10 protein-coding genes are annotated in these 12,517 nt (G+C 43.8%); 3 read left to right on the forward strand and 7 right to left on the reverse strand.

Annotation, left to right across the window (positions count from 1 at the left end; all coding sequences use genetic code 11):
• The first annotated feature begins 4 nt into the window (after nucleotides 1-4).
• Nucleotides 5-3,565, forward strand: a complete 3,561-nt coding sequence (locus PN836_RS01265; protein WP_395342607.1) for a PKD domain-containing protein — start codon at nucleotides 5-7, stop codon at nucleotides 3,563-3,565.
• Between the two features lie 62 nt (nucleotides 3,566-3,627).
• Here the strand turns inward: PN836_RS01265 and ychF are convergent, their stop codons facing one another.
• From ychF to PN836_RS01280, 3 genes are all read right to left on the reverse strand, one after another.
• Complete coding sequence (gene ychF, locus PN836_RS01270) at nucleotides 3,628-4,719, reverse strand: redox-regulated ATPase YchF (RefSeq protein WP_395342609.1); 1,092 nt, start codon at nucleotides 4,717-4,719, stop codon at nucleotides 3,628-3,630.
• A gap of 79 nt (nucleotides 4,720-4,798) precedes the next feature.
• Nucleotides 4,799-5,392, reverse strand: a complete 594-nt coding sequence (pth, locus tag PN836_RS01275; RefSeq protein ID WP_395342611.1) for an aminoacyl-tRNA hydrolase — start codon at nucleotides 5,390-5,392, stop codon at nucleotides 4,799-4,801.
• A 3-nt stretch (nucleotides 5,393-5,395) separates the two neighbouring features.
• Nucleotides 5,396-6,046 carry a 50S ribosomal protein L25/general stress protein Ctc gene (locus tag PN836_RS01280; RefSeq protein WP_395342613.1) on the reverse strand — a complete coding sequence of 217 codons (651 nt, stop codon included), beginning with the start codon at nucleotides 6,044-6,046 and terminating at the stop codon, nucleotides 5,396-5,398.
• A gap of 259 nt (nucleotides 6,047-6,305) precedes the next feature.
• Between PN836_RS01280 and PN836_RS01285 the strand changes: the two genes are divergently transcribed.
• A complete protein-coding gene (locus PN836_RS01285) occupies nucleotides 6,306-7,748 on the forward strand; it encodes a helicase HerA-like domain-containing protein (RefSeq protein ID WP_395342615.1) in 1,443 nt (480 codons plus the stop codon).
• A gap of 253 nt (nucleotides 7,749-8,001) precedes the next feature.
• On the opposite strand, the gene PN836_RS01290 is transcribed toward PN836_RS01285, so the two are convergent.
• The 4 genes from PN836_RS01290 to lolB form a co-directional block, all read right to left on the reverse strand.
• A complete protein-coding gene (locus PN836_RS01290) occupies nucleotides 8,002-8,421 on the reverse strand; it encodes a ribose-phosphate pyrophosphokinase (protein WP_395342617.1) in 420 nt (139 codons plus the stop codon).
• Between the two features lie 101 nt (nucleotides 8,422-8,522).
• Nucleotides 8,523-9,470 carry a ribose-phosphate pyrophosphokinase gene (locus PN836_RS01295; RefSeq protein WP_395342619.1) on the reverse strand — a complete coding sequence of 316 codons (948 nt, stop codon included), beginning with the start codon at nucleotides 9,468-9,470 and terminating at the stop codon, nucleotides 8,523-8,525.
• Between the two features lie 71 nt (nucleotides 9,471-9,541).
• Nucleotides 9,542-10,438: a 4-(cytidine 5'-diphospho)-2-C-methyl-D-erythritol kinase gene (ispE, locus tag PN836_RS01300; RefSeq protein ID WP_395342624.1), complete on the reverse strand. Its 897-nt coding sequence runs from the start codon at nucleotides 10,436-10,438 to the stop codon at nucleotides 9,542-9,544.
• Complete coding sequence (lolB, locus tag PN836_RS01305; RefSeq protein ID WP_395342627.1) at nucleotides 10,435-11,121, reverse strand: lipoprotein insertase outer membrane protein LolB; 687 nt, start codon at nucleotides 11,119-11,121, stop codon at nucleotides 10,435-10,437. Before lolB ends, ispE begins: the two co-directional genes overlap by 4 nt.
• A gap of 81 nt (nucleotides 11,122-11,202) precedes the next feature.
• Here lolB and hemA point away from each other — a divergent pair, with 81 nt between their 5' ends.
• Complete coding sequence (gene hemA / locus PN836_RS01310) at nucleotides 11,203-12,516, forward strand: glutamyl-tRNA reductase (protein ID WP_395342630.1); 1,314 nt, start codon at nucleotides 11,203-11,205, stop codon at nucleotides 12,514-12,516.
• Nucleotide 12,517: the final 1 nt, after the last annotated feature.

A 12,517-nucleotide genomic window follows, 5' to 3' on the forward strand; every position in this document is an offset into this window, starting at 1 on the left:
GTTTATGTTGTCTAAAAATTCAAATATCGGCTTAGTAAAGGTCGCGATCATTTATTGTGTTGTATCTCTAATTTCTGCATGCGGCGGCGGTTCAGATGGGGGGGCTTCACCCAATCCCTCGCCATCAGCGCCAGTTACACCTAATCAACCTCCAATTCCTCCTGAGAATGACGTTGCAGATAATTATTCTGGCCTAAGGGCCGCAGTGGAAATAAATTCATCCAACGCTAAGGAAATCATTTTCCACACTACACTAATTAATGATGTCATTAATGTGTTGATGTTCGCGGATGAGTTTGAATCGCTACGTTTCGATTCTGCATTAATTGATTATGGCCAACCGGGAATAGGTGATTGCGATGAAGGCGAAAACACCATAGAGCTAATAGACGATGCCAATGCCGACGTAATATTTAAAAGTTGTGTTTCAGGGCCCTACACCATTAACGGTGCTGGAAAACTAGCGATCAGTGAGCTAAGTGAAAACGGAGACTTGATAAGCGGCGTGCTTGAGTTCGAGGCATTAAACATCTCGAGCAGTGTTCATGATTTAGAACTTGTTTTGAAAGGGCAAATAGATATTTCGGTCGGTGATGTCGTCTCAGGTAATTTCAACGCCGTAATAGAGATTGATGAACAGTCTACGCAGTATTGGCTGAACAACATCCTTGTAAAACATTCGGACGTTGGGAATACCGATTATTCAATTGCTGGTCGCTTATATCAAGGCAGCTTAGGTTATTTCGATATTACCACAACTGGTCTTGGTAACATGACGATTCGAGGGCAAGTGATCGAGCCACTTAAATTGAAAGTTGTTAGTGATAAGTCTCTTTGGATAGAAAAGTCTGACTCTGGCAATTTAGTTGTAGCGCTGACTGACAATGATGAAAGCGTGCCTCGATACCAGTCATTTATTCCGTTTGAGCATCTTGTGTCATCAGATATTAATGCCAACACGAATTCGCCAGTTGCTGTGATTTCTGATATTCCAGCGTCTTTTGACCAAAATATTGTACTTAGCTTGGATGGAACTCAAACCACTGATAAGGACTTTGACGTCCTAAGTTTTTCTTGGGACGTAGTAGCAAGTTCCGACGAAGGGGAATTTGCAATATCGTTTGAAAACACCGCGATCGCTGATATTACATTTCTTAACACAGGCACTTATCGCATTACTCTAAGCGTATCTGATGGAACAAACATGCAAACTAGCTCGACCGAGATCTACATTCGGAAAAACAAACCAGAGGTAGTATTTAGTTCAAATAGTATTGAACTTATCACCGGAGAGCAGTTTGAAGGCACCTTTGGGGTAAGCAATGATGACATCGATGGTCCATTTGAGTATGCGCTTGAATACGGCCCAGCTTCAATGAATCTATTGAGTGGCGCTCGACTTGAGTGGGATGGACGATTCCCTCAATACGGTGGTGATACAACGGTGCACTTTGGAGTTAGTGTAAGTAACAGTGACCACAAAGTTGTTAGTCGCAAGACTATAGAAGTTAAGAGTGAAAGTAACCAACCAAACGTTTTCTATGGCGGGGGCGATATACACGATCAGGTCTGGCTCGATGTAAACGAGGACGGTGCCTTAGATATGATTTTGCATAAACGTTACAATTTTGAGGCTTGGGATCTCAGTAAATCGACACCTGAGCTCTTGTTCAATTACATGGGAGAAGGTGCTTCTATATATTGGTTTGCATACAATGTAGAGCGCTCCAATTTTTTGATATACAACGAGAATAATGAATATATAGAGTATAGTCCGTCAACTGGTGAAAGCCGTTTGCTTTTTGTTTCCGATTTGCCATCTTTGGGTAGCTATGCACATGTAACAGACATTGATAATGATGGTACGCAAGAAATAATAGATGTAGAGCGTGTCCGTGATTTAGAGACTGGCAATATTGAAGCTAGCTTTGAAGAGATTGAGTTTAGCGCTCGCGGAATTAATGCTGGTGATATGAATGGCGATGGATTTAACGAATTGTTGATAGGTTTAAATGCCTTATCAACTGATGAGTTTGAACTAATTGCTAGCATCCCCAGTGTTGATGGTAGTGCCACTGAAACACTTTTGTATGATGTCGACGATGACGGACGAGACGAAGCAGTTGTGTTGTCGCAAGCGATCGAAATATACGACCTTGTCGATAATATCTTTGTATTGAAACAACGCGTTTTATCAGATACGAATGTCGGTTCAAGTGTAAGCCTTGCATTTTCTTCCGATTATTCTGAACTATACGTTGCGTCAAATTATGGTTTGAAAATAAGCAAATTTATCCGAAACGAAAGCGGTATGTATATCGCAGAAGGCGAGATGTTAATAGATGATCCTCTTTTAATCACAAACAGATTCGACGGTAGACCATTTACGCCATGTAGTCTTGAATCATTTATGGAACAAAGCACGGCAAATAAGCTTGCAATTAAATGCTCAGAAAGTTTTGTTGTCGAGGGTGGTAACTATTTCCTGAATCGTGATGTTGTAGGCGTCCTTAGTTTTAACACTGGAACGAGTTCGCTTCCTAGAACATTTCCATTTCACGAAGAGAACTTTCTGTCCATTCAGTCAAACGCTGATGACTCTTTCACCATTGGTGGGTTTAGAGGGAAGACTCAGGTTTCTATAGATTCAATTCCTAGAGTCGAAACTTCGGTCCCAGGACGTAGGCTTAGAAACAGCTTTTTGAACTATCAATTTTTCTCAATTATTTCCGATGAATTTTTTGGATTAGGTATTGATTTTGGAGCGTCGAGAAGCAATGACACCGTTTACGCTTACGATTTAATTGGAAACGAATTTGCATCTAGTGAACCACTACCATCTGATTTGAGATTTTTGGATGCTAATCTTGATGTGTCCGGCGAATCAATAATTTCAGTAATAGATCAACCAAAGGGCATAGTCTTTTTGCAATTCCCATCACTTGACCTAGTGGCGAAAGTGGAGCTTAGTTCGCTAAGTCTAGGAGCAGATCCGAAATTGATACAAACCGTTATAGACAATAACGACATGCTTATCGTTTGGGGGGAGGATGGATTAGCTTTTATAAAGTTAGAAGGTAGTGTTCCTTCGCTTTATCAAGAATATAGATATCCCGATGGAATGAGTGTAAACGATTCTGCCGATTTGCGGCTGATAGCACGGATGAAATCAGATGAAAACAAGCTTCTGCTTTTCGAATCAAGAAATAGGACTTTAACGAAGTCGGAGTTTGATTTAAACAGCCTAACATTCTCTGAGCAAATAGTGGTTCTAGAATCGAGAGTTCCAATTGACTATTATTCGAAGGCTTGTATGAACACATTAGATAATGACTCGGACATCATCTATCTTCATACTCATGCTCTAGATAACGATATTTCCGAATCAACTGGATTTAATTTACCAAAAGTTATTACAGCACTAGAGCCTAAGTCTGGCGATATTGTTTGGCAATCTCGAAAGCTAGCAAGTCGCGAGCGAACAGCCGATATAAGCTGTGTCACCATTGATGATGCACAAGCTATTATGCTTAGTACGCCCTCGTACTTGTATCTTGCTAAGTGAGATAAACAGCGAGGACATCAGTTATAGACGTTTACTCGCGCTGTATTGGCGCAGGCTTCGATCTATACGTTAAATCTAAAATGAATCACATCGCCATCTTTCACGATGTATTCCTTACCCTCAAGACGCCATTTACCGGCGTCTTTTGCGCCTTGTTCGCCATTTCCAGCAATAAAGTCGTCAAAGCCAACCACTTCAGCACGTATGAAACCTTTTTCGAAGTCTGTGTGGATTTTGCCAGCGGCTTGCGGTGCGGTTGAACCTTCGGGATATGTCCATGCTCGCACTTCCTTCACACCCGCAGTAAAGTAGGTTTTTAGGGTAAGTAGACTGTAACCAGCCCGGATAACCCGGTTTAGGCCTGGCTCATCAAGTCCTAGCTCTTCGAGGAAATCGGCTTTATCTTCGTCATCCAGTTCGGCAATGTCGGATTCTATGGCTGCGCATACGCTGACTACCACTGCATCTTCTTGTTTAGCAATCTCGCGTACTTTGTCCAGGTAGGGATTATTCTCAAAACCATCTTCATTTACATTGGCGATGTACATGGTGGGTTTGAGCGTAAGGTAATTCATATAGCTGATTGCTTTATGTTCTTCGGGGGTAAGTTCAACAGCCCTCAATAGTCCACCTTCATTTAAATGTGGCAGAAGTTTTTCAAGTACTTTCAGTTCGAACTTTGCGTCAGCGTCGCCACCTTTTGCCCGTTTACCCACTCGAATCATGGCTTTTTCAGTTGTTTCTAAATCAGCCAAAGCAAGTTCGGTATTGATAACGTCAATATCTTCTTGCGGGTCGACTTTGCCAGCCACGTGCACAATGTTTTCATCATCAAAGCAGCGCACAACGTGTCCAATTGCGTCTGTTTCGCGAATATTGGCTAAAAATTTATTGCCCAAGCCTTCGCCTTTGGAGGCGCCAGCAACTAAGCCTGCAATATCCACAAACTCCATGGTAGTGGCAATGACTTTTTGAGGTTTTACAATGCTAGCGAGCTGATCAAGTCGAGTATCGGGGACCGGAACCACGCCCGTATTAGGCTCAATGGTGCAAAATGGAAAATTAGCCGCTTCAATGCCTGCTTTAGTCAATGCATTAAACAGGGTTGATTTGCCCACATTTGGTAAACCGACTATGCCACATTTGAAACCCATAATTATTAACCCTGTTGTGTTTGCATGCGCTAAGCTGCAGAATTCGGCAGCCGCCATGTATTTAGTGATTGTTTACGTTTTATTTTTTTGGTGTAGCCGTAAATGAATGAAGCCTATGCTGAGCGCTGGTTAGGCCATCTTTAAGCAATATAGGAACACAGCGTACCGCTTCGTCTATCACTTCATCTATCTGGGCTTGTTCATCTGGCTTTGCACGGCCAAGCACATGGCCTGTTACTTGGCCTTTGTGACCTGGGTGTCCTATGCCGATGCGTAATCTTAAAAAGTCTTTCTGATTAGCGAGGCAGCGAACAATGTCGCGGATACCATTTTGACTTGAGCTACCGCCAACTTTAAATTTTGCTATGCCAGGCTCAAAATCTAATTCATCAAAGGCGACCATCAGTTCATCGGGCAATATTTTATAAAACGTGCACATTGCGCCAACAGACTGGCCACTCTTATTCATAAAGGTGGTAGGGATAAGCAAGCGCACATCCTTGCCTTCTATTAATCCACGTCCAGTAAAACCAAAAAACTTAGCTTCGTATTTCATGGGTATATTGAAATATGAAGCTAAGTTTTCTACAAATGTCGCGCCAGCATTGTGGCGCGTATTGTGATATTCGGGGCCTGGATTACCCAAGCCCACGATTAAGCGAATATCAGGCAACTATTATTCCTCAGTTGCCTCTTCACCCGCATTGTCACCACCATCTTCAGCAGCATCATCACTCGGTGCAGCTTTTGACGCCTTAATGGTAACAACCGCTTGGTCGTGTTCTTCGCCTTTGCTAAGCTCAACTGACTCAACGCCTTTAGGAAGCGTGATGTCAGAAATATGAAGCGTCTGGCCCATTTCAACGGCAGCCATGTCCACTTCAATATACTCAGGTAGGTTCTTCGGTAAACATGTCACTTCAAGTTCTTGCATAGCGTGATCAGCATAACCACCGTCATTTTTAATGCCAGGCGCTTTATCTTCGTTGATGAAGTGAAGCGGTACATTCGTATGAAGTTTCTCGCCCGCAATAACGCGTTGGAAATCAATGTGCATGATTTTTGGCTTGAAAGGGTGACGCTGCATGTCTTTTACTAAGGCTTCTACGTTTTTACCGTCAATGTTGATGGTAAGAACATGTGAATAAAAAGCCTCGAAGTCTTGCGCTTGAATAACTTTGTTGTGATCCAGTGTAAGTGATACAGGATCATCGCTTCCACCATAAAGGATAGCAGGCACTTTACCTTCGTGACGTAGGCGGCGGCTCGCACCTTTCCCTAGGTCAGTTCGGACGCTTGCATCCAAATTAAAAATTGCATCAGACATAATTGTCTCCGTTATAGATTTAGGTTGCGCAATTTTGCGACCAAATTGCGCTCGAATGACCGTTCAAAAAAGGCTTCGCCAAGATCTATTAAGACCTAAAACTAGCGGCGCCTATTCAAACGGCGGCGAATTTTAGCATTGTGAGCTTGGCTGTACAACGGAAACTTTCATAAGCTTGCCTTTGTTTGTAACTTAGGCTTATATTCATCAACACGCCCGAGTGTTTAGTACGCATTTTGTCATCAATGGAATGGAATATATGTCATCAATTATTTTAGGCGGTAATGGTCAAGCGCAAATCAGTTTGGATTTAAAAATGGCCAATCGGCATGGACTAATTGCCGGCGCCACAGGAACTGGCAAAACAGTCAGTCTACAAACTCTCTCAGAACAATTCTCAACAGCAGGTGTCCCGGTATTCATGGTTGATGCGAAAGGCGACTTATCTGGTTTAGCGTGCGAAGGTGCGCCTCATCCTAAAATTACTGAGCGTCTGAATTACATCGGCAATCCCTCTCATGGCTTTGCTTCAAACCCAGTGGTGTTTTGGGATGTTTTTGGCAAGTCTGGTCAGCCTATTCGCACGACAGTGAGCGAAATAGGTCCTTTACTATTAGCAAATCTTTTAGAACTTAACGATACCCAAACAGGCGTATTATATGCGACCTTTAAAATCGCGGATGAACGTGGCTTGTTGCTTCTCGATTTAGATGATTTGGTATCGATGTTAAATCATGTGGGTGATAACGCCAAAGCACTGAAAGCGAAGTATGGAAATATTTCAGCCTCAAGTGTAGGCGCCATTCAGCGCCGCTTGATGGTTTTGGACGAGCAAGGTTTTGGTGACTTTTTGGGGGAGCCTGCATTAGAAATACCTGACCTCATGCAGTTAGATATGTCGGGCAAAGGTTTCATGAATATTTTTGATGTTAGTCGACTCATTCATAAGTCTCCAAAACTGTATGCCACTGTATTGCTATGGTTGCTCTCTGAGGTGTTTGAAACACTCCCAGAAGCCGGTGATTTAGATAAACCGAAGTTCGTCATGTTTTTTGATGAAGCGCATTTATTGTTCGATGGCGTGTCAAAAAGTTTGGTAGACAAAATAGAACAGGTTGTGCGTTTGATTCGCTCAAAATCGGTGGGTGTGTATTTTATTAGTCAAAGCCCTTTGGATATTCCTGAGGACATTGCTGGGCAGCTTGGACTCAAAATTCAACACGCTTTGCGGGCCTTTACGCCAAAAGACAAGAAAATGATTTCCTCTGTTGCAGAAAGCTTTCGGCCTAATTCAAGCTTTAACACTGAGGATGTGATCACAAGCTTAGGAATGGGTGAAGCCTTAGTTTCCACACTAAATCAGAACGGTTCGCCAACAGAGGTTGAACGGACTTTGATGAGCCCGCCCATGTCTAGAATTGGTGCAGCAAGCGAATCTGAGCGTCAAACTCAGATGTCGCGTTCGCCGACTAAAACTAAATACACAAACAAGGTTAATAGAGAGTCAGCACATGAAATGCTGGTAGCGCGTGCAAATGCAGAACAAGCAAAAAGCAAAACGAGTCATTCCTCGGCTAAGCAAAAATCGCGCTCGCGGCAGTCGGTTGGTGAATCGTTTATGAAAAGCATTAGTCGCGCAATAGGTAGTCAGATTGGTCGGCAATTGGTGCGTGGCGTGTTAGGTTCATTATTTAAACGATAAGGTCAACAATCGCTAGATGTTTTTAATTCCAACGCGCCCTAAAGTAGATTAGCTAACCTCAACTCGGGATAAGCGATAGTGCAAGTGCATGTTTTAACTATGTATTTATTAAATTATCACCAAGTAGTGATAAAAACGTGAAGTACAAGGCGCAAAAGTGACGTAATAGTCATTCTATTGCTCGCTTTTGCAACGAAGTAATTCGCGTTTTTAGCGCTACTTGGCGCTGTCGCTTATCCCGAGTTGAGGTTAGCTACATCTCATTAGGAAGAGAAACGACCTTTGACGCATCAATCACTTCGATGGACGCTACCTTAAAAACCTGACCGAACTGAGTGGTGGTCATCATGTCATGCATGATAGACCCCGTCACTTTTACCACCAAGCCGTGTTTGCGATGTTCTCGCGCAAGTTTATGTAGCGTATATTTATCGCCGTTTTCGGCGACAAAACCAAAAAAACCGCCTTCAAAATCTTGCCATAAAATGCTGCCTTGCATGGTGCTCATAGTGCTAGCTTCTTTCACTTTGTTTTTTGATACATCGTTTTGAGCCTGCTCGACTGAACTAGCAGGGTCATGCAGATTATTTGAAATCGTGGTGGAATCCTGAGCACATGCAGTTAAAAATGGCACGGTTGCAAGCACGCAGAAGAGCGATTTGATCACTTTCACTTCAGTTCTCTTTTAAGCAGTAGCTGCTGATATGACGTTAACTGAGCGCTTTAGTTCAGCGCGCACTATTCAGTGCGCTGTCGTTTCAAATGCTATCTGTTTTAGTATTCAAACATTGCTGAAATGGACTCATCATTGCTGATGCGTCGTATGGTCTCTGCAAGCATTTCAGAAAGCGTTAGCTGTTTCACCTTTTTTACTTTGCGCATTTCATCGCTCAGTGGGATGCTATCGGTGATAATAATTTCATCAATGACCGACTCTTCTAGGTTCTTCGCGGCGCCGCCTGAGAATATCGCATGGGTTGCATAGGCGTAAACACGATTCGCACCGTGCCCTTTTAATGCTTCAGCGGCTTTTGCTAGTGTGCCGCCGGTATCTATCATGTCATCGACAATAATGCAGTCTCGTCCTCTGACATCACCAATGATGTTCATTACCTGAGCGACATTTGCTTTTGGTCGGCGTTTATCGATGATTGCTAAATCAGTGTCATTTAGCAATTTTGCTGTGGCGCGAGCTCTTACCACGCCGCCAATATCCGGTGACACGACAACGGGCTCTTTAAAATCTCTTTGAAACATATCATCGAGCAGGATAGGCGTGCCAAAAGCATTATCCACCGGAACATCAAAAAAGCCTTGTATTTGTTCCGCGTGAAGGTCAACGGTCAGCACTCGGTCGACGCCTACATTAGACAGAAAGTCTGCTACCACTTTAGCGGTAATTGGAACCCTCGCACTGCGCACACGTCTGTCTTGGCGTGCGTAACCAAAATAAGGAATAACGGCTGTGATACGACCAGCAGATGCACGTCTGAAGGCGTCAATCATCACAATCAACTCCATCAGATTGTCATTGGTGGGCGCACACGTAGACTGCAAAATAAAAACGTCCGAGCCTCGGACGTTTTCATGGATTTCGACGCAAATCTCTCCGTCACTAAAAACGCCGACGCTGGCGTTTCCAAGTTTCGTGTAAAGGCGGTCAGCGACTTTTTGAGCGAGCTCAGGAACGGCATTTCCTGTAAATAGCTTCATATCGGGCACAAGATATTCCTCGGTGCAAATGTTGGGCAACGGTGTCAGTGGCAATGCAGGAATAGGAGAGAAAAGTGGTGCTAAGGTTTAAGCTTCGCGAGCGTTTCATGAACAGGAGAGCGATTAACGCCTTTTGCAACAAATCCATTCACGCCTTTTGGCAGCTTAGATAACACCTCGTTTGCTTGCTGAGCGCTTGCAAATACCGCAAAAACACTCGCACCTGTTCCAGTCATTCTCGACGGTGCGTAGTTTAGCAACCACTGTAATAAATTTGCAACTTGATAATGCAGTGAACACACTAATTTTTCGCAATCGTTTTTCGTGCTATCAAAATGAGGCTTATTTAACATTTGCGTTGGGTTGAACTGCGCGATATCAATTTTGGCTGTATCTCTAGGTAAATCGGGATGTGTAAATATCGCTTCGGTGCTGATGTGAACATTGGGAGTGGCTACTAGATAATGCGAGTTAGGCAAGTCTACGGGCTGAAGCTTTTCACCTATGCCGCTGGCGAGCGCACTCGAGCCATTGACAAATACGGGTACATCAGCCCCAAGTTTTAATGCAAGTGTCGACAGCTCATTCATATCTAACTCACAACGCCAAAGGGTATTAAGCGCTAACAGGGTCGTCGCTGCATTTGATGAACCGCCGCCTATGCCCCCACCGGTTGGCAGCACTTTTTTGAGATAGATGTCTATGCCTGAATAAGCGCTGGGGTCTTTGCTGCGATAAGGCATCAGCATACACGCTGCCTGATAAATCAGATTATCTGATTCAGCTACGCCATCAATATTGTCTTTGAGACATATTTTACCACTGTGATTGGGCCTGAACCCTAATTCATCACCGTAATTAAGCAGTTGAAAGAGTGTTTGGAGTTTGTGGTACCCGTTCTCAAAGCGTCCGCATACATGCAAAAACAAGTTAAGCTTTGCTGGGCTGGGTAACCATAAAACATCGTTTTGCGTCATTCAGACCAACTATCAATGCGCAGAATTAAACGAGTTTGCGTGTTAGCTTGATTCATTTCGATGGCGCTTGGCAGGGTATACTTGTTTTGCCCTATACTGAACTGGGCATATCTTTTGTAGTGAACGGTCCAGGCTAAACAATCATTGCGATAACTTGAACAATTTCCAGCGCCAGCGTCAGTAAGTTGTGTTGTGAATTGCTTTAGCAAACCGTTGTCATAGCGCTCTTGTATGAGGTCTTCGTCGGTGCCGTCAAGATTTCCCTTCATCCATTGAGATAAAGACTCCACGGGTATGCGCCAGCCAGTAACATCGCTGACTAATCGTGACGCAGATGTGTCTTGCCACGTTTGTCCATCTGCTTCTAAGGTCGCCATTGATTTGTTCGAGCGTAAATTAGCGATTGAACTGCCAACAATGGTGGTTAGAGCCATATTGAGAGACTGCTCATTTTGCTGCCACGCGACATTCGCGCTTTTGCGCTCTTGAGGCGTGATGACGGCTAATTTGCCGCGCAGCGACCACTTGCTTAATGCTTGCAGTGATGATTGATTAACTTGCGCTTGATGCGTGACATCGGCGTGTTTTGTTGCGCATCCACTAATGAAAACAAGCAAAAAGATAAGAGTGTAAAGCCAAATGTTCTTAAGATGGGGATGTAAAGCTTTGTTTGTGTGAGTCAAGCGCGCGTTATCCTTTTAATTACTAGGGTATTTTACTACAATGCGCTGTCTTTTAGTAAGTGCAAGAATGAACTTAATTTAATGCCGTTTTTTACCATTGGTTTGAACCATGACACCGCGCCGCTCGCTCTGCGCGAGAAAGTGGCGTTCACGCCTGATAAGACGGTAGAGTCCTTAGTAAAGTTCAAAGCCGATATGTTAGCGCGTACAAAAGAATCAGATCATACTAACAACACTAACCACGAACTCGTCATTCTCTCTACATGCAACCGCACCGAACTTTATTTAAACACCGAACATTTAAGTGTTGAACACGCCGTAAAGTGGTTAGCTCAAACTCATGCCTTAGAGCCTGAGGAAATCTCCCAGCATATATACCATCACGCCAATGCGGCTGCCATTGAGCATTTAATGAGCGTTGCGACTGGGCTTGACTCACTGATTTTGGGTGAACCTCAAATATTAGGACAGGTGAAACAATCCTTTATGGAGGCCAAGCGAGCTGGCACGGTCAATTCAGACTTTGAAAAACTCTTTCAAACTACCTTTGCCGTTGCAAAGCAAGTGCGCACGCAAACCGATATAGGTGCAAGTGCAGTGTCGGTAGCCTATGCAGCCGTGCAATTGACCAAACAAATATTCTCGTCAATTTCAAAAAGCAAAGTATTACTGGTGGGCGCTGGTGAAACCATTGAGCTTGTCGCCAAGCATTTGAAAGAAGCAGATCCACAATCTATTACGGTGGCTAATAGAACCTTGAGTAATGCACAAGCGCTCGCTAATCCATTAGGTGGTGATGCGATAACCATTAGCCAAATCCCTGCTCATTTAAGTGATGCAGATGTGGTGATTAGCTCTACCGCAAGTGCGCTTCCTCTAATTGGAAAGGGCATGGTGGAATCGGCTATTAAGGCGCGAAAATACAAGCCGATGTTGCTTCTTGATTTGGCTGTGCCTCGTGACGTAGAAAGCGAAGTGGCAGAGCTTGATGATGCTTACCTGTATACCGTTGACGACTTACAAGATATTATTGAACAAAATATTGCTCAGAGAGAGCAAGCGGCAAAGCAGGCCAGCGCACTCATACGTCAAAAAGCGAGTGAGTTTGCCAAGCGAAAGGAGCATGCGCCGCACTTTGATTTGATCAAACAGTATCGAGAGCAATCTCAAATGCTTCGGGATACGCTGACGCAAAAGGCTCAAGCTCGCATCGCAAATGGAGAGCCACCTGAGTCTGTATTGCAGGAGCTTAGCTATAAGCTGACTCAGCAAATGATGCACGGCCCTACAAAAGCGCTGCAAGAAGCTATCAATCACCAGCAGCAGGACACACTTGACATATTCGCTGACGCGCTTAATTTACAAGCGAAGCGAGCGTATAAACAACAGGAATAAG

This window comes from Ningiella algicola, assembly GCF_028401415.2.
In the GTDB taxonomy this organism is placed as follows: domain Bacteria; phylum Pseudomonadota; class Gammaproteobacteria; order Enterobacterales; family Alteromonadaceae; genus Glaciecola.

Bases quoted from the DNA above. Each gene is read 5' to 3' on its own strand.
- PN836_RS01265 (WP_395342607.1), top strand. From the start codon at position 5: ATGTTGTCTAAAAATTCAAATATCGGCTTAGTAAAGGTCGCGATCATT.
- ychF (WP_395342609.1), bottom strand. From the start codon at position 4,719: ATGGGTTTCAAATGTGGCATAGTCGGTTTACCAAATGTGGGCAAATCA.
- PN836_RS01280 (WP_395342613.1), bottom strand. From the start codon at position 6,046: ATGTCTGATGCAATTTTTAATTTGGATGCAAGCGTCCGAACTGACCTA.
- PN836_RS01285 (WP_395342615.1), top strand. From the start codon at position 6,306: ATGTCATCAATTATTTTAGGCGGTAATGGTCAAGCGCAAATCAGTTTG.
- ispE (WP_395342624.1), bottom strand. From the start codon at position 10,438: ATGACGCAAAACGATGTTTTATGGTTACCCAGCCCAGCAAAGCTTAAC.
- hemA (WP_395342630.1), top strand. From the start codon at position 11,203: ATGCCGTTTTTTACCATTGGTTTGAACCATGACACCGCGCCGCTCGCT.